Origin of the sequence: Acinetobacter sp. G11, assembly GCF_049808495.1 — a bacterium.
In the GTDB taxonomy this organism is placed as follows: domain Bacteria; phylum Pseudomonadota; class Gammaproteobacteria; order Pseudomonadales; family Moraxellaceae; genus Acinetobacter; species Acinetobacter kookii.
This window is the reverse complement of record NZ_JBNCAT010000001.1, coordinates 15,802-34,574: the sequence shown is the minus strand read 5'-3', so window position 1 is coordinate 34,574 and position 18,773 is coordinate 15,802. Positions and strand designations below refer to the sequence as shown.

Below are 18,773 nucleotides of genomic sequence, written 5' to 3'. Positions count from 1 at the left end.
AAAGCCGGAATCAATCCGGCTTTTGAACATCAGCTTAAAACAATCAAGCACCTGTTTGATAACTTGCTTTTTCAACCGCAGTTGAAGCCTGATATGGATTGGTAAAATCACCCAGACCGGCCGCAGCTTCCTGAATATCTTTCCCTTCTTTAATCACGAAAGTATCGAAACCAGAACGCTTCATGTAGTTCAACACGTCTTTGAACACATCACCTGTCGCACGCAGTTCGCCCTGGAAACCTTGACGACGTAACAGTGCCGCGAATGAATAGCCACGACCATCGTTAAAACCTGCAAATTCAATAAAAATTGCATCTAACTGGTCAAGTGGAAATTCATGCGTTTCAGGAGATGCATCTACAGTGATGTAAAGTGCTTTCTTACCTGAAACCTGGGCAATTTGGTCGAGCTGGTCAACCGTTAAAACCACGTCACCTTGTGGCAATACGCCATCTTCACCAATCAATTGATAGGTATTGTCTGCAATCGTGCCATCTTTAGAGAGCACTTGTAGTGCGGTATTAAGCATATGCACGCTCCTTGAATGGTTGAATGCCAACACGGCGGTAGGTATCAATAAACTCTTCACCCTCATTACGCAGGTCAAGATAGGTATTTAAAATTTCTTCCACTACATCTGGAATACGGTCTGCTGCAAATGATGGTCCCAGGATGTCACCAATCGATGCATCGTGGTCTGCATTACCACCCAACGTGATTTGGTAGAATTCAGCACCTTTTTTGTCAACACCCAAAATACCGATATTACCCACATGGTGGTGACCGCAGGCATTCATACAACCTGAAATGTTCAAGTCAAGCTTACCTAGATTATAGATAGTATCCAGATCATCAAAACGGCGTGAAATAGCTTCTGAAATCGGAATAGATTTCGCATTGGCAAGCGAACAGAAGTCACCGCCCGGGCAGCAGATGATGTCAGTCAAGAAACCAATGTGCGCACGTGCCAGGTTGTGCTGATCAAGAATCTGCCACAATTCAAACAGGTCTTTTTGCGGCACATCAACCAAGGCCACATTTTGTTCATGTGTAGTACGGAACTCGCCGAAGGTGTACTTGTCTGCCAGATCGGCAATCAGGTTCATCTCTTCCACCGTCATGTCACCCGGTGCGATACCCGCACGTTTCAGTGAAATGGTAACGATGCGATAGCCTTTGACTTTATGCGCATTGGTATTGATGTTGAACCACTGCTTGAACTTCGGATGCGCTGCAAACTGTTCTGTAAAGTCTTCATCGGCATAGTCTTGATAATCAAATGGCGTGAAGTTCTCATCCATTTTCGCCAAGGTGTCTGCATCGATTTTTAAAGTTTTTACGGTATGTGCAAATTCAGCTTCAACTTTCTCTGCAAACACTTCCGGAGTCAGTGCTTTAACAAGAATTTTGATACGGGCTTTGTATTTGTTGTCACGGCGACCATGCAAGTTATAGACACGCAGTACCGCTTCCAAATAGGCAATCAGGTCTTCACGTGGCAGGAAGTCACGGATAAAGCTGCCAATCACCGGGGTACGGCCCAAGCCACCACCGACTTTGATTTTATAGCCCATCTCGCCTGCTTCATTACGCACGATGTATACACCGATGTCATGGAATGAAGTCGCTGCACGGTCAGTTTCTTCCAATGCAGAAACTGCAATTTTGAACTTACGTGGCAAGAAGGCAAATTCTGGGTGGAATGTAGACCACTGACGGATCAATTCACAGGTTGGACGTGGGTCAGCCACTTCACCAGCAACCACACCGGCGTACTGGTCAGTTGTAGTATTACGGATACAGTTGCCAGAGGTCTGGATGGCATGCATTTGTACAGAGGCAAGTTCTTGCAGCATGTCCGGTACATTTTCTAGTGCAGGCCAGTTAAACTGAATGTTTTGACGTGTTGATACGTGTGCATAACCACGGTCATAGTCTTTAGCCAATTGCGCAATTTTACGTAATTGTTTTGAATTCATCAGGCCGTAAGGAACCGCAATACGCAACATTGGCGCATAACGTTGTACATAAAGGCCGTTTTGCAGACGAAGTGGACGATATTCATCTTCCGTCAATTTACCGGCTAAATAACGTTCCGTTTGGTCACGGAATTGTGCAACACGTTCATTGACCAGTTGCTGGTCAAAATCAGTATATAAATACATGGCGTACAGCTAGTAGTTTCTATTATAACGGTGCACAGCATAACGAGATTTGATCTATCAACAAAATGCGTTTTTTACATATTTCATAGCGGTTTTATTGATAAGTGTGCCCGACCTGCACAGATATAAAGCCTTTCAGCCTTTTTTAATTCATTTTCAATGATATTGCTTAATTTATTTAGTTTTTAGCATTTATTTTCATAAAAAAGCCCGACGAATCGGACTTTTCAAATTTAACCTAATAAATAAATAGCTTATTTTTTATCGGGTAAGGCATAAGCGACCAAAGAGTCGCCCATTTTGGTTCCAAATGAACCATGACCGCCCGCCATAATGACTACATATTGTTTACCGTTGCTTTCATAAGTCATTGGCGTTGCCTGGCCACCCGCCGGCAAACGGCCTTTCCAAAGCTCATCCCCATTGGTGACATTAATGGCACGGATGTAATTGTCCTGGGTTGCGCCCACAAACATGACATTACCAGCAGTAGAGATTGGACCACCCAGCATTGGCACACCCATTTTAAATGGTGGCAATGGAATACCCGGCATACTGTCTCGAATGGTACCGATCCGGCGTTTCCAGGCCACTTTATGGGTATTTAAATCGACACCTGCCACATAGCCCCAAGCCGGCTGTTTACATGGCAGCCCGAAGGGAGAAAGGAAGGCACTGATTTCCACACCATACGGCACACCGTACATGGGCTGAACACCTTGTTCAGTCCCCGCGCCTTTGGCTGTTTGCTTACGGTTCGGATCTTCTGGGATCAGTCTGGACACAAATGGCAAGCCAATCGGGTTCATCAGAGCAATTTGACGGTCCGGGTTGACCGACATGCCTCCCCATTCAAACACCCCCAGGTTACCCGGGAACACCAGCGTGCCATTTTCAGAAGGTGGCGTATAAATGCCATCGTAGTTCAATTTCTTGAACGCTACACGGCACATTAACTGGTCAAACATGGTGGCTCCCCACATCTGCTTGTCGGTCAATTTGTCTTTCGGTGCCAGGTCAAAGTCAGAGAATGGTTGAGTTGCTGAATAACGTTCGCCTTTGGTTTGCGGACCGCGTTTTACCCTTTGCGGCACCGGTTTTTCCGTAATTGGAATAATAGCCGCACCGGTACGTCGATCCAGCACAAACGCATTCCCTGTTTTCGTCAGTACATAGATGGCGGGAACAAGATTGCCCGCTTTATCTTTAATGTCCGTCAACGTCGGCTGCGCTGGTACATCCATATCCCACAAGTCATGATGGGTGGTTTGGAAATTCCAGACCAGCTTACCGGTAGATGCATTTAAAGCCAGCATGGAGTTGGCATAGCGCTCATCCAGCTCGGTGCGGTGTCCGCCATAAATATCTGGCGTACCGACACCTGTAGGTACATAGACCATATCCAGTTTCGCATCATAGGCTAATGGTGCCCAGGCATTAGGTGAGTTATGCACAAATTTCTGACCTGGCGCAGGAATGGCATTGGGGTCTTCCGCACCGGTATCGAATACCCATAGCAGTTCACCGCTATTCACGTCATAACCGCGGATGACGCCAGATGGCTCTTCAGTCGAATAGTTATCGGTGGTTGAACCGCCAATAATAATGGTTGTACCTGTAACTACGGGCGGAGAAGTCGGGATATAACCGCCCGGGTATGGAAATGGCATGTCTTTTTGCAGATCGACTTCGCCATTGTTACCAAAGTCGGTACACGCCTTGCCCGTGTCGGCATTGATCGCGACAAGACGGCCATCGTTCACCGGCAAAATCACTTTCCTCGGGCATTCGGCTGAAGCTGTTTTTTTGGCGGCCAGACTGGCTTCGAAGCCCGCCGTGTTATTGGCATCATAATAAGACACACCACGGCAAGTTAAATGCTGATAGGTATTATCAGCACGTAATTTAGGATCATAGGTCCATTTGGCTTTCCCCGTTGCAGGATCAAGTGCGGTCAATTTCTGGTGAGTGGTACAGAAGTACATATTGTCACCCACTTTAATCGGCGTCACCTGATTGGTTGTTTCACCGGAGTCGTTTTCAGTTTTGAATTCGCCAGTGTGATATTCCCAAGCCACTTCCAGGTTTTTTACGTTTTCTGAATTGATTTGTGTCAAGGGAGAATAGCGTAAACCGGACTGGGTACGGCCATACGCAGGCCAGTCGCCATCTGCAATGCCCGGAATGGGTTGTGATGTTGCAGGCTGTTGGGTGCTTAATTCACCATGAATTTCCTGAGGATCATTAAATACAGCGTAAATCATCACGGCAATAGTGATGGCCAATGTGCCTGCAAGCGCCAGTTTTGCACCTTTGGGATGTTCAAATCCGCGAGTCACCGCAGGAATCAGCAATAAAAGACCAAATAGCCCTAAAATGTCTAGACGAGGTGCCAGTGCAAAGAAGTCAGAACCCACTTCCCAAAGCCCCCACACCACAGTCCCTAATACCAGCACCGCGTAAATCAGCAGTGCCGAACTTTTTAATTTATGTAATAAAACTGCAGTAGCAATGAAGAATAGACCTGCGATGATGTAGTACCAAGACCCGCCAAGCACTGCAAGATATATTCCTCCAACTAGCAGCAGCAAACCGAAAATGACGGCCACCACAGCCAAAATCGTTTTTAGCCCTGAACCTGAAGATGGAGTACTCATATTGGCCACCTATTTTTAGGATTCTTTTTAAAGCCCATACCTAAAGTCACATATGAGCACTTTTTTAGTTTGTAGATTTTAAATATCCGGATTAAACCGATCTGTAAAAGAAAATTGTGCTCCAAGCATCTCATGATAAAACCCGAGTACTTATCATCTAGAAACTAGACTTCTAGAAACTAGACTTCTAGAAACTAGAACGCTGTTTGTAGCTTAATACCGCCTACCCAGGCATTTTCGCCATTGTTATATGCACCAACCCGGTGGATATATTGAATATTCGGACGGATCGTAAGCCAGTTTGCGGCATGCATACCGTAGTAAATTTCGCTATTGTATTCTTCGCCCTGTAGACCACGGGCATCTACACTGTTATTGCGAATGTTCGCATCATTAACCTTGTCATTGATATTGATCCGGGCGATACCGACCGCAATCTCATCATGAGGACGGGAGTCGATTAATCCCTTATAAACCAGACCAATATTTTGCATGTCACTGACTTGATTTGTGTCGCTATCATGTACAGTTAAGTTTACAAAACCACTCAAGCCACGAGACGCATCGCCGTTATGGGCCGTCAGTTGTTGTCTGGCCACCACCCAACCGCCTTGATGATGCTTCTTTTCAGTTGTAGTGCTAGCGATCAGTGCTGCATCCGCGGTGCTATAGTAATAGCCGGCACGGTATTCACCTGGAAGTTTGGCCACGCCAAGTTTTGCTGTCCAAACCACTTCAGCAGGAATAATCGCACCATGCGAACCATCGGTACTTAAATTAAAGCCTTTACCACGCTCTAAATTTTCCGGGTTATATTCATAGGCGCCGACTTGTGCATAGACTTCTGGAGTCAGGCTGTATTTCAGCCGTGCCGCCCACTGGCTGACGGGCCAGTTATACCACTGGTCACCGACCCAGTTCCCGACTTGTGAACCGCAGAGCGACAAGTTCTGAAAATCACAGTCGAAACTGTTGAAATCTTCACCTTCACCAAAACGGCCGACTTTAACATCCAGTTTTTGATCCAGGAATTTTTTCTTGATCCAGAAATCGGTTAAACGCCAGGTCTGGCCGCGGCCCCATACTTCTTGGACTGAACTTTTATGACCATTTAAAGCCTCAGAAGTATTCGACAAATTACGACCATTACGCTCAGTCACGGTAATTTGCGCTTCAGTATCTGGCCAGCCTAAGATTTTGTTTAAATCCAAATGCGCACCAAAAGCAAATTGATCCGCATATTCCGTACCATGACTGGAGTGGTTCTCGGAATGCATTAGCGTCGCCAGTTCACCGGTATAGCCAAGGCTGAAATCGTAACCTTTTGCTTGGAGCTCGGTACGTTTACCATTCCAGTCTCCAAACATCCATTGACTCTGTGGGTCAAAAGCATCGGCTGCATTTGCTATCTGTAACGCACAGCTGAAAGACAGCAGACTGATGCTAAAACTGAACGTTCTACATAATTTCTTCATAAGAAAGAGTCTTTATATTATTTTGTAATACAAATATGGTACTCTTGTCCATTATGTAACTTTTAATGAAATTTGTTAATTTATTGTTTTATAAAAGAATATTTATCAATATAAAATAAAGCTACCAATCTCCAGCCCCTAAATGCTGCCCAATATATAGATATTTTGTCTTAGATCGCGAAAATTTGATCGGACAGGCCAGCTGGGTTTCGGTGTGTTGACTGCCCTGCTCTAGCGGAACTTCCACCGTCCACTGTCGTTGCTCGGCCAAAGTGGAATGCAAGGCTTCATCCAGATCTAAAACAGGCTCTACGCATACATCCTGCTGCGCGAACAGCATTTTCCATTCTGCAAAAGTTCGGCTTTTAATTTTTTCCCGCAGAGCCTGTTTTACGCTTTGCTGATCTGCCAGATCAAATGAAGCTCCTTTTTCAGCAAGTAGGGGAAGATCTAATATTTGCGCCAAGCCGGTCATAAACTGTGGCTCTAAACTCCCAATCGATAAATAACGGCCATCCTGAGTTTGGTAATAGTCATAAAAGCTGCCGCCATTTAAATGCGACTGTTCCGGAAATTGTCTGGTTTTTCCTGCCAATGTTGCCGCTGCTGCCATATTATTTAAAGTGGCAACACAATCAGTCATCGAAATATCAATATATTGTCCCAAGCCACTGTGCTCACGCTCAACAACCGCGGCCAAAATACCAATGACCGCATGTAAGGAGCCTCCGGCAACATCGGCCACCTGAATACCCAATGCGGGTGGTCCACCTTGTTGGCGGCCACTATGTCCTGCAATTCCGGATAAAGCCAGGTAATTGATGTCATGACCGGCTTTATTTTTATAAGTTCCGGTCTGACCATAGCCGGTAATGGAACAATAAATCAGTCGGGGGTTAAGTGCGCTCAGTGTTGCATAATCCAGACCCAGACGCTGCATCACTCCCGGTCTAAACTGCTCAACCACAATATCGTATTCAGTAATCTTCTGTTTAATCAGCTGGATACTCTGTGCATCTTTTAAATCCAGCGCAATCGACTGCTTATTACGGTTTAAGTAACTGTGCGCCGTTGCCTGCCCATTGGCATAAGGTGGCATCAGCCGGATCAGGTCTGGACGTGTAGGCGATTCGATATGGATCACTTCTGCACCGAGGTCCGCTAAATACAAAGTGGCAAAGGGACCTGGGAGTAAAGTGGAAAAATCAAGCACTTTTAATCCGTTTAAAGCCGTAGTCATATCCGTTTTTTCTCATTTTATATTGATTTTATATGCATATTAGAAATATAAAACTCATAAAACAATGTCATGTTCAGCCATTTACCTTGATCATTTCGGCAATTTAAGATGTCAATAAGGTAAAACATCTATTGTAAATTGCCACTCAAACAATTTTTAGCGTCATTTAGGTCAACTGCAAGTGAATATAAAAGAGAAAGAGACTGAAGGATTTAATATGAGCCGCGATACGATCAGTATCCACTTCGTCAATGCGGCTCTAACCGGCGCAAAACGTCTGGGCATGGATGTCGAAACTTTATTGTCACATGTGGGCATTGAAGCGGAATTATTACGTCAGCCTAAAGCACGTATTTCTCCGGAACAATACACCCGATTTATTCAGATGCTCTGGATGGTGACCCAGGACGAACATCTCGGCTTTGATATACAGCCACGTCGTTTGGGCACTTTTGCCATTATGTGTCAGTTGATTATTCACGCGAAAACGCTAGGAGATGCCCTGGAGCTTTCTTCCCAGTTCTATAAACTGTTTGGCGATGAATGGTCGGTGATTTTAGAGCGTGACAAACATGAAGCACGTCTGGTTCCCCTTATTCCCCAAAGCATGGATCCCGATCACTTCATTACCGAAAGCATGCTGATGATCTGGCATGGTCTGGCATCCTGGCTCATCGAACGCCGTCTGCCACTCGAACGCGTTCATTTTGGCTATCCACGTCCTGCACATGCCGATGAATATGATGCCCTGTTCTTCGCACCGGTGATGCAATTCGATGCCCCACGTACCGAAATTACCTTTGCTGCGGACTATCTTGATCTCCCGGTTCGTCAAAATGAAGATACGCTGGAAGAATTCCTCAAAGCAGCGCCTGCACAGTTGCTGGTTAAATTCAAAAACACCAACTCGCTGACTTCTCGTATCCGTGAAGTGTTAAAGAGCCAGATTGGCGAAGAAATGCCGACACTCAACGATGTCGCTTCAATGTTGTACCTCTCTCCGCAAACTTTGCGTCGCCGTCTGGCTGCGGAAGGCAAAAGCTATCAGGGCGTGAAAGATGCCTTGCGTCGTGATGCCGCCATTCACCTGTTGCTGAATCCGGGCTTGACCCTGGAAGATGTCGCGCAGCAGGTCGGCTTTAGTGAAACCAGTACTTTCCACCGTGCCTTTAAAAAATGGACTGGGGTAACTCCAGGTTTATATCGCCAGTTGCACGGTTATCACTGATCACAACCGGTCTTTTCAGTTTCTCTCTATGCCCAGGTTCCGACTTGGGCTTTTTTTATTGACCAAAAACATCATCTGACCTGACCCGTTCTCATCATTGCACTTCAAAAATTAATCATTACACTCAAAAAAGTATAAAAAATTTAAAGTCATAAAAGGGAAATGCCATGAGCGAGGCTTATATCATCGATGCCATTCGCACACCACGCGGAAAAGGAAAAAAAGACGGTTCACTGCATCAAGTGAAACCGATTAGCCTGTTGACCACCTTGCTGAATGAACTGAAAGACCGTCATCAACTCGATACTTCCAAGGTGGATGATATTGTCCTGGGCTGTGTTACCCCGATTGGCGACCAGGGTGCCGACATTGCCAAAACCGCAGCCATTGCTGCCGGATGGGACAATGATGTGGCTGGAGTACAGATCAACCGCTTCTGTGCATCAGGCCTGGAAGCCGTGAACTTGGCTGCGCAAAAAGTCCGTTCGGGCTGGGAAGATATTGTGGTGGCCGGTGGGGTCGAATCCATGTCGCGCGTGCCGATGGGTTCCGATGGCGGTCCCTGGGCACTCGACCCTGAAACCAATATGGCCTGTGACTTTATTCCGCAAGGCATTGGTGCCGACCTGATTGCCACCATTGATGGTTATACACGTTCGGATGTCGATGCCTTTGCTGCCGATTCACAAAAGAAAGCCGCTGCAGCTCAAGCCAACGGTTTTTTCAGCAAATCAGTGGTCCCAATAAAAGATAAAGCCGGTGTGGTGATTCTGGACCAAGACGAATTCATTAAACCGACCACGACAGCAGAAGGCCTAGGCAAACTCAATCCAAGTTTTGCCATGATGGGACAGATGGGTTTCGATGCTATTGCCCTGCAAAAATATCCGGAAGTGGGTGCAGTCAATCATGTGCATCATGCCGGAAATTCATCAGGCATTGTTGATGGTGCGGCTGTCGTGCTGGTGGCATCCGAAAAAGCCGTTCAGGAACAGGGCTTAAAACCACGAGCCAAAGTATTGTCTACGGCACTTGTAGGCACTGATCCAACCATCATGCTGACCGGCCCTGCCCCGGCTGCACGTAAGGCTTTGGAAAAAGCCGGTTTAAGCATTGATGATATCGACCTGTTTGAAGTGAATGAAGCTTTTGCAGCTGTGGTGATGCGTTTCATTAATGAACTGAAGGTTGATCCGGCCAAAGTCAATGTCAACGGCGGTGCAATTGCCATGGGACATCCACTGGGTGCAACCGGTGCCATGATTTTGGGCACACTACTGGATGAGCTGGAACGCCAAGGCAAGAAACGTGGTCTTGCAACGCTGTGTGTCGGTGGTGGTATGGGCATCGCAACCATTATTGAATTGGTATAAGGAGAACAAAAATGAGCGCAATTCAATTTGAAAAAAATGCCGAAAATATCGTGATTTTGACCTTAGATTCTCCAAACCAGTCTGCCAATACCATGAATGCAGATTTCCGCGATGCTTTAACCGAAACTGTAGAAAAATTAAAAGCCGATGACAACATTGCAGGCATCATTTTCCGCTCGAACAAAAAAACCTTCTTTGCCGGGGGCGACCTGGATGAGCTGATTCAGGCCACCCCTGAACATGCCACCGAATTCTTCAACATGATTGAAGACATGAAAGCCAAGCTGCGTTATATCGAAACCCGTGGCATTCCTGTGGTCGCTGCCCTGAATGGCACGGCACTGGGTGGCGGTTGGGAACTGGCTTTGTGCTGTCATCATCGTATTGCCCTGAATGATCCTAAAGCCAAATTCGGTCTGCCTGAAGTGACGCTGGGTTTATTGCCTGGCGGTGGCGGTATTGTGCGCATGGTTCGTCTCTTGGGGCTACAAAATGCCTTTCCTCTACTCATGGAAGGCAAGCAATTTGGTGTAGAAAAAGCCAGATCGTTAGGGCTGATTCACGACACAGTCGGTTCTGAACAGGAGCTTTTAGACAAAGCCATCGCCTGGGTCAAAGCCAATCCGAAGTCTATGCAACCATTTGATGTGAAGGGATATAAAATTCCAGGAGGAACCCCGTCCTCTCCTGCCGTAGCACAAATGCTGGCCATTGCGCCTGCCATGCTGCGTGACAAGACCAAGGGCTGCTACCCAGCACCTGAAGCGATTATGGCGGCAGCGGTAGAAGGTGCTCAGGTCGATGTCGATACTGCGCTGACCATTGAATCACGTTACTTTACCTATCTCGCCACCGGTCAGATTTCCAAGAACATGATCGGCACTTTCTGGCATGGACTGAATGCGATTAAATCCGGTGCCAGCCGTCCCAAAGACATTGCCAAATGGAAAGCTTCTAAAGTCGGCATTTTAGGTGCCGGCATGATGGGCGCAGGCATTGCCTATGCTACAGCCTCTAAAGGCATTGCCGTAGTGCTGAAAGATGTGTCAATTGAAGCGGCTGAAAAAGGCAAAGCCTACAGCCAGAAACTGCTGGATAAAAAAGTATCGCAAGGTCGTTTAACTGCCGAGAAAAGAGATCAGGTTTTAGCCCTGATTCAGACAACCGCAGATGCTGCGGACTTGCAAGGTTGTGACCTGATCATTGAAGCGGTATTTGAAAATCCCCAGCTGAAAGCCAAAGTGACGCAAGAAGCGGAAAACTATCTGGTCGATGGAGGTCTAATGGCATCCAATACCTCAACCTTGCCCATTACAGAACTGGCTCAGGCTGCTAAAAATGAGCAGAACTTTATTGGCCTGCATTTCTTTAGTCCGGTCGATAAAATGCAACTGGTTGAAATCATCAAGGGCAAAAATACATCCAATGAGACTTTAGCCAAAGCCTATGACTTTGTACAGCAAATAGGTAAAACCCCGATTGTGGTGAATGACAGCCGTGGTTTCTTTACCAGCCGTGTGTTTGGCACCTTTGTTCAGGAAGGTCTGCGCTTATTGGCTGAAGGTGTGCATCCGGCAAGAATTGAAATGGCTGCGCTGAAAGCGGGTATGCCAGTGGGTCCACTGGCCATTCAGGATGAAGTTTCTTTAACCTTGTCTGAACATGTCGCCAATGAAGCGCGAAAAGCTTTACAGGCTGAAAGCAAAGACCTGCCGCGCTCAGCTGCGGATGACGTGATTCACAGCATGATTCATGAGTTCGGCCGTAAAGGCAAGTCCGCCGGTGCAGGCTTCTATGATTATCCGGAAGGCGGCAAAAAGCAGCTTTGGGATGGCCTGAAAAAATGGCAGCAAGATACCGAGATTTCTGAACAGGAAATGATTGACCGCTTCCTGTTTGTGCAGTCACTGGATACCTTGCGCTGCCTGGAAGAAGGTGTACTGGAATCAACGGTTGATGGCAATGTTGGCTCTATTTTCGGGATTGGTTTTGCCCCTTGGACCGGGGGTGCTTTGCAATTTTTAAATCAATATGGTTTAGAAAAAGCCCTGCTTCGTGCCAACACCTTGCAAGCAAAATACGGCGACCGCTTTAAAGCGCCGCAATTGCTCAAAGACAAGATTGCCCAAGGCGAAAAAATTTAAATCTTCTCCTGTAAAATCTTGCAAAAAAGAGAAGCGAAATGCTTCTCTTTTTTTGTGCTTGAGTACGATGCTTTTTTAAGCAAAAGAATCTCATCTGCTTTTGCCGGCTTTTATGTTATAAAGTTACATAAGTTTTAAATTTTTTTATTTATCCAGTGGGTAGACCTCTCATGACAAATAACTCTTCTCCTGAAAAATCACCTTGGGGTTGGAAAGCCGTTATTATTGTTTGTATTTTAGGTGCTTTATTTATGGGCATCTTTTATCTGGCCGTGAGCAACGAACCAGACTATATGCCGAGTCAAAAACGTAATCAAACGCATACTGCACACCAGCAGCAGTCTTCGGCTGCCGAACCTACTGCCGCTGAAATGAATATGACTGAAGAAGAACATGCACATATGACAGACCATGCCGAAGCATCAAGTGCACACAGTCACTAAAGCATTATCGGCGTATCAAAGCGGGCTTTATCACCCGCTTTTTTAATGTCATTTCAAATTGATGCGTTTTGTACACTTTTTTGAGCCTTTAAATAATGGTCAATTTGCACCAAGGCGGACTGCACTGCTTTGGCTTTACCCTGCGGCTGCAGATCGGTACCTTCTGCATAAATAAAATCGACATCCTCAATACCGACCAGCCCCAATACAGCAGTCAAATAAGGTGTGACGGCATCGGTTGTCAAACCTTGATGAATACCGCCTCTTGAACTGAAAACAGCCGCTTTAACCCCTTGAATTAATCCCACAGGTGCTGTTTCAGTATATTGAAAAGTGACACGTGCCCGTGCAATCAAATCAAACCAGTTTTTCAACTGAGTCGGCACATTCAAGTTATACATCGGCACCGCAATCAGCAATAAATCACAGTGCTGAAGTTCCTGAATAAATTGATCCGACAAGGCAACGGCGCGCTTAATCTCAGGTTTTTCATTCACCTCGCCTCGCAGGGCCTGAAACAGTTCCAAGTCCAATACCGGCAAATGCATCGCAGCCAAGTCATGTTCAATGACCTGATCTTCAAAACCCTGCTGCTGACGCGTCTGTAAATAGGCATCTATCAGCTGATTGCTCATGGATTGACTCTGCATAAAACTGGATTTAAGCACCAAAATTTGACTCATGATCTGGCTCACTCTGTTCATTGAGCACAAGATTAGCATTGCCAAATTAGATGCAAAAGCGATAATAAATCATCACATTGATTCCATACTGGAAACAAAAATGCGCCTTACGGATCTGAAAAGCCTGAATGCCTTTATGACTGTGGTTGAATTAGGCAGTTTTACTCAAGCGGCTGAAAAATTGCATCTCACCCGTTCTGCCGTCAGTAAAATGGTCGCCAAGCTGGAACAGCAAATGGGCGCTGTGCTGCTGACCCGCAATACCCGCCATGTGACCTTGACCGACGAAGGTGCAGTATTTTATGAATACAGCCAGCGTGCTGTACAGGAACTGCTGACCGCCGAAAATCTGCTGGACAGCAGCAGTCAACATATTCGAGGCTCATTACGCCTGTCCATGCCTGTTTTATTCGGTCAAAAATTTATTGTGCCGATACTGAAAACCTTGTCCGAACAACATCCTGAATTAAATATAGAACTGTCTTTTAATGATCGGCGGGTCGATTTAATTGAAGATAATTTTGATCTTGCTATTCGAATTGGCCATCTGGAAGACAGCAGTCAGCTGATTGCAAAAAAGATTGGCCAACATGCAATGTGGCTTTGCGCCACACCACATTATTTAGAACAGCATGGCACCCCGTCATCGCTCACGGACTTAGAACAGCAACATCTGATTCGCTATGCGAAATCAGGTCAAATGCAAGCTTGGCAATTTAAAGACCCAAATCTGAAAACCATAAAATACAGGCCAAATGGCAACATCCAGATGGACGATATGCAGGCTATTTTAGACTACACTTTAATGGGTGGTGGAATTAGCTGGCTTCCATCGTGGCTGATTCAGCCTTATCTGCAATCAGGACGGTTGAAGCACTTGCTTGCAGATCATTCAAGTGCCGACTATCCCATTCAAATCGTCTGGAAACAGTCTCATTTTTTGCCCTTACGCATCCGTATCACCATTGATCTGATCGCCCAATCACTACAGCAGCATCTGACTGATGCTTAACTACTGTAATCAGCAGATGATTAAAGTTTCAAATACATATCAATATGTGGAATGCCACAGTCCAGGTATTCCTCGCCCTGCACCTGAAAACCCAAACCTGCATAAAACTGAATGGCATGCACTTGCGATGACAGCTTTAAAAATTTACGCTGTTCGGATTTCGCTTGCTCGATAATGGCTTGCATCAGTAATTTGCCAATGCCCAAACCGCGATGTGACTTCAATACCGCTACACGGCCAATGCTGTTATTTTGCAATAATCGTGCAGTCGCAATGGGCTGATGCTGATCATAAACTGCAAATTGCAATGACACAGTGTCTTCTGCATCCCATTCATCTTCCGGGGCAATCTGCTGTTCCTGAATAAACACCGCTTCTCGAATCGGCTTAATCTCCTGCTGCAAGGCAGCCCATGATCCCGAAACAATCTTAAATTGGCTCATTTTCATTCCTCAGCACTTACAGCCAATATCCTGCTGATCCCACTGATCATTTAGCAACAATTCCAGAGAATGCTTTTGAATGCCATACATCTGTTTTAAGGCCTGAATCTGGGCCAAAACCTGTGGGTCAGGCTCACGATAATCTTTGCGTTTGGTGGCCAGAATCATCTTGTTTTTACTGGTATGTTCCAGCGCCACAAACTCAAACACCTTGGTTTCATAGCCATAGGCTTTGAGCAATAAAGCGCGAATGGTATCGGTCAGCATTTCAGCCTGCTGTCCGGCATGAATGCCAAATTGTAACATCGGTTTCAGCACTTCAGGGCTTTTAAGCTGTGGACGCAGTTCTTTATGACAGCACGGCGCGCACATGATCATTTGTGCATTTAAGCGAATCCCGGTATGAATGGCAAAGTCGGTTGCCACATCACAAGCATGCAGCGCAATCATGACATCGAGATGTTCCGGCTGATAGGTACGGACATCGCCCTGGAAAAAATCCAGTTGCTGAAAATCGGAACGCTGCGCAACGTCCTGACAAAACTCCACCATTTTCGGATTCAGCTCGACCCCGGTGACAAAAGGCGTCTGCCCGTGTTTGGCCAGATAATCATATAAGGCAAAAGTCAGATAGCCTTTGCCTGAACCAAAATCCACCACACGCAGTGCATGATCGTGTTGCTGAATTTGATCCAGAGCACCTGAGAAAATTTCGACAAATTTATTAATCTGCTTCCATTTTCGTGCCATGCTCGGAATAATCTGCGCGTTATGGTCGGTAATGCCGAGCGGTTGTAAAAAATAGCTGTCCTGATCGACATAGCGATGCTTGGCACGGTCATGGCCTTGCTGGGTCTCAGCAGGATTCACTGGTGTACCGGCCTTTTTACTGCTGCTCAGCATGGCTTTTTTCTTGTTCTTTTTCAGTTGCAGTTCTTCGCCCGCAGTAAACAGATTGGCCTGCTTCGATTGCGCCAACAATGACTGCACCACGGGCACCGCTTCTGCCAAAGGATAATTTTTAGTGACATCCTGAGTCTTGTAACGGTACAGACAACTGAGCACTGGCTGGTTTTGCAGTGAAATGACTCGCAAGGTCATTTTCTCCAAATGCTCCAGCTCACCTTTATACTGGCTAATAATCATTCGATCAAAACTATGTGTTTCAATGGCTTGCTGAAAAGCGTCTAAGAATTTTTGTTCCTGAATAAAAGGAGAAGCCGGTTGAGACATATACATCACTCGAATAAATTAAGCCATCAGTTTAAAACTTCTTACTTTAAAGGTAAAACTGCATTACTATACAAGTGTATTTTTAATTATAGAAAATAAATAATGACAACTTCCCAGCTGCAGGCTTACGATCCCCATGAAGAAAAAATCAATGCGATCAGTCATGCATTTGGCGCACTCCTAGCGCTTATTGCCAGTATTTTTATGCTGATCAAAGGCAGTGATTTACCGCTCGGACAATTTATTGGACTGTGCGTGTATGCACTCAGCATGATTTTACTTTTTTCTGCATCCAGCCTGTACCATTATGCCGAATCGCCACAACGTCGTGGCTGGTACAAAAAACTGGACCATACTGCCATTTATTACCTGATTGCAGGAACCTATACCCCGTTCCTGTCCATTGCCATTCCTACAGCCAAGGCACAATATTTATTAATCGCCCTTTGGCTGATTGCCGCCATTGGCACACTATTCAAATTGGTTCTCATTCATCGTTTCCAGAAAATTTCACTCATCGCCTATTTGGTCATGGGGTGGCTGGCTTTACTGGTTATGGATGATATGCAACACTTTTTAAGTACCCCAGCCTTAACCTATCTGATCGTTGGCGGGCTTGCTTACACCATGGGTGCATTGTTTTATGCGCTAAAAAAGGTAAGATACACGCACGCTATCTGGCATATTTTTGTATTGATCGGTGCAGGATCACATTTTCTGTCTATCTATCTTTACGTGATTTAATCCTCTCATTCTTCATTTCAGTGACCCTGAGCGAGTTGAGTAGAGAAGATTCTTCGTTGTTTTTTTAAAAAATTACGCCTTTTTTAAAAAGATTACGCTTTTAAAATTAAGTTTTTTTATTTTTAGTAAGTGTAAGGTCATCCATGGCGTCATCAGATTCTATTGCTGCTTCAGAAGAAGCCGCAACCAATTCAAAATTCCGCGTTCTTACTGCAAGTCTTGTCGGTACAACAATCGAGTTTTTCGATTTTTATATTTACGCAACGGCAGCAGTCATTATTTTTCCACATCTGTTCTTTCCAGCCAGCACAGATCCCACCACGGCAACCATTCAGTCTTTAGCCACCTTTGCGATTGCCTTTATTGCGCGTCCGATTGGTGCTGCCCTGTTTGGACATTTGGGTGACCGGATTGGCCGTAAGGCAACCCTGGTCGCAGCCTTGCTGACCATGGGTATTTCGACCGTATGTATCGGTTTATTGCCGACTTATGCTCAAGTGGGTCTTGTTGCACCGCTATTGCTTGCTCTTTGCCGTTTAGGTCAAGGTCTGGGCTTAGGCGGTGAATGGAGTGGCGCGGTTCTTCTTGCAACTGAAAATGCACCTGAAGGTAAACGTGCCTGGTACGGCATGTTCCCGCAACTTGGGGCACCAATCGGCTTTATCCTGGCGACAGGTTCGTTTATTACCCTTGGCGCATTGATGTCGGAACAGGACTTTATGCAATGGGGCTGGCGTATCCCGTTTATTTCAAGTGCGTTACTGGTGATTGTGGGTTTATGGATTCGCCTGAAACTGCATGAGACACCCGCCTTCCAGAAAGTATTGGATAAGCAGAAAGAAGTAAATATTCCGTTCAAAGAAGTGTTGACCAAACACTGGGGCATGCTGATTCTCGGTACCATCGCTGCCATCTGTACCTTTGTGGTGTTCTACCTCACCACGGTATTTGCCTTAAACTGGGGAACCACCAAGCTTGGTTACACACGTTCTGAATTTCTGGAACTGCAACTGGTTGCCACTTTATGCTTTGCTGCATTCATTCCACTTTCTGCCGTGTTTGCGGAAAAATTTGGTCGTAAAGCCACTTCAATTGGCGTATGTATCGTTTCAGCCTTGTTTGGCCTGGTGTTCTCAAGCATGCTTGAATCTGGCAGTACGATTGTCGTCTTCCTGTTCTTATGTATTGGTCTGGCGATCATGGGCTTAACCTATGGCCCGATTGGTACGGTACTGTCTGAAATTTTCCCGACTTCAGTTCGTTATACCGGTTCGGCATTAACCTTTAACCTTGCCGGTATTTTTGGGGCGTCTTTTGCACCCCTTATTGCAACCAAGCTTGCAACGACATATGGTTTATATGCCGTAGGTTATTATTTAACCGCCGCCTCTCTTCTTTCACTGCTTGCCTTCCTGGCCATTCGTGAAACCAAAAATGAAGATGTAAACAACCAGGTTTAATTTCATCCAGACATAAAAAACCAGCGTTATCCACGCTGGTTTTTTTATAATTTAAACCTGCTCATCGCTTAAAATCTGTTGATAGATTTCTTCAAACCTGCTTCGTTCTCCCCCCGCATTGTAGTAACTCGAAACAATCCAAGTGACCAGCTGACGGTAGGTTTCCGTTCCATATAAATGATCCAGCAAAGCTTCCACAGTACTGTCATTAAAGCCAAAATCACCAATCAGTTGCTGAAACTTTTGATAAAACCTGCTGGCAAATGCGGGTGTATTGACCACATCGCTTTCGGCTTGCAAAAAAGCCTGTTGCAAAGCGAGCAGGCCCATTTCCAGCTGTGACGATTGCGCAGCAGTTAAATCAAAAAACTGTCCCACTTCCTGCGAAAAAGACATCGGCCTCTCCTCATTCTTGTTTTATTCAATGCTTATTATTTTATCGCATGTCACATATAGGACAACCCATTATTGAG

Annotated in this window: 16 protein-coding genes; 7 read left to right on the top strand and 9 right to left on the bottom strand. The window is 45.7% G+C overall.

What is annotated here, in order from left to right:
• Positions 1-43: 43 nt before the first annotated feature.
• The 5 genes from ACPUEY_RS00180 to ACPUEY_RS00160 all read right to left on the bottom strand — a co-directional run bounded on the left by ACPUEY_RS00180 (position 44) and on the right by ACPUEY_RS00160 (position 7,537).
• Positions 44-529, bottom strand: a complete 486-nt coding sequence (locus ACPUEY_RS00180; protein WP_092820404.1) for a DUF934 domain-containing protein — start codon at positions 527-529, stop codon at positions 44-46.
• Positions 522-2,165, bottom strand: coding sequence for a nitrite/sulfite reductase (locus ACPUEY_RS00175; protein WP_092820405.1), 1,644 nt, complete (start codon positions 2,163-2,165; stop codon positions 522-524). Before ACPUEY_RS00175 ends, ACPUEY_RS00180 begins: the two co-directional genes overlap by 8 nt.
• Before the next feature lie 254 nt (positions 2,166-2,419).
• Positions 2,420-4,822: a glucose/quinate/shikimate family membrane-bound PQQ-dependent dehydrogenase gene (locus ACPUEY_RS00170; protein WP_425120709.1), complete on the bottom strand. Its 2,403-nt coding sequence runs from the start codon at positions 4,820-4,822 to the stop codon at positions 2,420-2,422.
• Between the two features lie 194 nt (positions 4,823-5,016).
• Positions 5,017-6,297, bottom strand: a complete 1,281-nt coding sequence (locus ACPUEY_RS00165; RefSeq protein ID WP_425120708.1) for a carbohydrate porin — start codon at positions 6,295-6,297, stop codon at positions 5,017-5,019.
• A 121-nt stretch (positions 6,298-6,418) separates the two neighbouring features.
• Positions 6,419-7,537, bottom strand: a complete 1,119-nt coding sequence (locus ACPUEY_RS00160; protein ID WP_092820408.1) for a CaiB/BaiF CoA transferase family protein — start codon at positions 7,535-7,537, stop codon at positions 6,419-6,421.
• 217 nt (positions 7,538-7,754) lie between these two features.
• Here ACPUEY_RS00160 and ACPUEY_RS00155 point away from each other — a divergent pair, with 217 nt between their 5' ends.
• The 4 genes from ACPUEY_RS00155 (at position 7,755) to ACPUEY_RS00140 (ending at position 12,725) form a co-directional block, all read left to right on the top strand.
• Positions 7,755-8,765: an AraC family transcriptional regulator gene (locus tag ACPUEY_RS00155; protein ID WP_425120707.1), complete on the top strand. Its 1,011-nt coding sequence runs from the start codon at positions 7,755-7,757 to the stop codon at positions 8,763-8,765.
• 167 nt (positions 8,766-8,932) lie between these two features.
• Positions 8,933-10,138, top strand: a complete 1,206-nt coding sequence (locus tag ACPUEY_RS00150) for an acetyl-CoA C-acetyltransferase (RefSeq protein WP_092820410.1) — start codon at positions 8,933-8,935, stop codon at positions 10,136-10,138.
• Positions 10,139-10,149: 11 nt separating this feature from the next.
• A complete protein-coding gene (locus ACPUEY_RS00145) occupies positions 10,150-12,282 on the top strand; it encodes a 3-hydroxyacyl-CoA dehydrogenase NAD-binding domain-containing protein (protein ID WP_425120706.1) in 2,133 nt (710 codons plus the stop codon).
• Between the two features lie 170 nt (positions 12,283-12,452).
• Positions 12,453-12,725, top strand: coding sequence for a DUF4199 domain-containing protein (locus tag ACPUEY_RS00140; RefSeq protein WP_092820412.1), 273 nt, complete (start codon positions 12,453-12,455; stop codon positions 12,723-12,725).
• A gap of 53 nt (positions 12,726-12,778) precedes the next feature.
• On the opposite strand, the gene ACPUEY_RS00135 is transcribed toward ACPUEY_RS00140, so the two are convergent.
• Positions 12,779-13,408 (bottom strand): NAD(P)H-dependent oxidoreductase, encoded by a 630-nt coding sequence (locus ACPUEY_RS00135; RefSeq protein ID WP_131272679.1) that lies wholly within the window; start codon positions 13,406-13,408, stop codon positions 12,779-12,781.
• Between the two features lie 100 nt (positions 13,409-13,508).
• Between ACPUEY_RS00135 and ACPUEY_RS00130 the strand changes: the two genes are divergently transcribed.
• Positions 13,509-14,420, top strand: coding sequence for a LysR substrate-binding domain-containing protein (locus ACPUEY_RS00130; RefSeq protein WP_425120705.1), 912 nt, complete (start codon positions 13,509-13,511; stop codon positions 14,418-14,420).
• Positions 14,421-14,440: 20 nt separating this feature from the next.
• Here the strand turns inward: ACPUEY_RS00130 and ACPUEY_RS00125 are convergent, their stop codons facing one another.
• Positions 14,441-14,863, bottom strand: coding sequence for a GNAT family N-acetyltransferase (locus ACPUEY_RS00125; RefSeq protein WP_425120704.1), 423 nt, complete (start codon positions 14,861-14,863; stop codon positions 14,441-14,443).
• A gap of 9 nt (positions 14,864-14,872) precedes the next feature.
• Positions 14,873-16,096 carry a class I SAM-dependent methyltransferase gene (locus ACPUEY_RS00120; protein WP_425120703.1) on the bottom strand — a complete coding sequence of 408 codons (1,224 nt, stop codon included), beginning with the start codon at positions 16,094-16,096 and terminating at the stop codon, positions 14,873-14,875.
• A 102-nt stretch (positions 16,097-16,198) separates the two neighbouring features.
• Here ACPUEY_RS00120 and trhA point away from each other — a divergent pair, with 102 nt between their 5' ends.
• Both trhA and ACPUEY_RS00110 read left to right on the top strand, forming a co-directional pair.
• Positions 16,199-16,840 (top strand): PAQR family membrane homeostasis protein TrhA, encoded by a 642-nt coding sequence (gene trhA, locus ACPUEY_RS00115; RefSeq protein ID WP_425120702.1) that lies wholly within the window; start codon positions 16,199-16,201, stop codon positions 16,838-16,840.
• Between the two features lie 143 nt (positions 16,841-16,983).
• Complete coding sequence (locus ACPUEY_RS00110) at positions 16,984-18,300, top strand: MFS transporter (protein ID WP_092820416.1); 1,317 nt, start codon at positions 16,984-16,986, stop codon at positions 18,298-18,300.
• A 51-nt stretch (positions 18,301-18,351) separates the two neighbouring features.
• On the opposite strand, the gene ACPUEY_RS00105 is transcribed toward ACPUEY_RS00110, so the two are convergent.
• Positions 18,352-18,696 (bottom strand): hypothetical protein, encoded by a 345-nt coding sequence (locus ACPUEY_RS00105; protein WP_261183377.1) that lies wholly within the window; start codon positions 18,694-18,696, stop codon positions 18,352-18,354.
• Positions 18,697-18,773 lie beyond the last annotated feature (77 nt).

What these genes read in the sequence shown, in the direction of transcription:
- ACPUEY_RS00180 (WP_092820404.1), bottom strand. Translation starts at nt 529, where the DNA reads ATGCTTAATACCGCACTACAAGTGCTCTCTAAAGATGGCACGATTGCA.
- ACPUEY_RS00175 (WP_092820405.1), bottom strand. Translation starts at nt 2,165, where the DNA reads ATGTATTTATATACTGATTTTGACCAGCAACTGGTCAATGAACGTGTT.
- ACPUEY_RS00170 (WP_425120709.1), bottom strand. Translation starts at nt 4,822, where the DNA reads ATGAGTACTCCATCTTCAGGTTCAGGGCTAAAAACGATTTTGGCTGTG.
- ACPUEY_RS00165 (WP_425120708.1), bottom strand. Translation starts at nt 6,297, where the DNA reads ATGAAGAAATTATGTAGAACGTTCAGTTTTAGCATCAGTCTGCTGTCT.
- ACPUEY_RS00160 (WP_092820408.1), bottom strand. Translation starts at nt 7,537, where the DNA reads ATGACTACGGCTTTAAACGGATTAAAAGTGCTTGATTTTTCCACTTTA.
- ACPUEY_RS00155 (WP_425120707.1), top strand. Translation starts at nt 7,755, where the DNA reads ATGAGCCGCGATACGATCAGTATCCACTTCGTCAATGCGGCTCTAACC.
- ACPUEY_RS00150 (WP_092820410.1), top strand. Translation starts at nt 8,933, where the DNA reads ATGAGCGAGGCTTATATCATCGATGCCATTCGCACACCACGCGGAAAA.
- ACPUEY_RS00145 (WP_425120706.1), top strand. Translation starts at nt 10,150, where the DNA reads ATGAGCGCAATTCAATTTGAAAAAAATGCCGAAAATATCGTGATTTTG.
- ACPUEY_RS00140 (WP_092820412.1), top strand. Translation starts at nt 12,453, where the DNA reads ATGACAAATAACTCTTCTCCTGAAAAATCACCTTGGGGTTGGAAAGCC.
- ACPUEY_RS00135 (WP_131272679.1), bottom strand. Translation starts at nt 13,408, where the DNA reads ATGAGTCAAATTTTGGTGCTTAAATCCAGTTTTATGCAGAGTCAATCC.
- ACPUEY_RS00130 (WP_425120705.1), top strand. Translation starts at nt 13,509, where the DNA reads ATGCGCCTTACGGATCTGAAAAGCCTGAATGCCTTTATGACTGTGGTT.
- ACPUEY_RS00125 (WP_425120704.1), bottom strand. Translation starts at nt 14,863, where the DNA reads ATGAGCCAATTTAAGATTGTTTCGGGATCATGGGCTGCCTTGCAGCAG.
- ACPUEY_RS00120 (WP_425120703.1), bottom strand. Translation starts at nt 16,096, where the DNA reads ATGTCTCAACCGGCTTCTCCTTTTATTCAGGAACAAAAATTCTTAGAC.
- trhA (WP_425120702.1), top strand. Translation starts at nt 16,199, where the DNA reads ATGACAACTTCCCAGCTGCAGGCTTACGATCCCCATGAAGAAAAAATC.
- ACPUEY_RS00110 (WP_092820416.1), top strand. Translation starts at nt 16,984, where the DNA reads ATGGCGTCATCAGATTCTATTGCTGCTTCAGAAGAAGCCGCAACCAAT.
- ACPUEY_RS00105 (WP_261183377.1), bottom strand. Translation starts at nt 18,696, where the DNA reads ATGTCTTTTTCGCAGGAAGTGGGACAGTTTTTTGATTTAACTGCTGCG.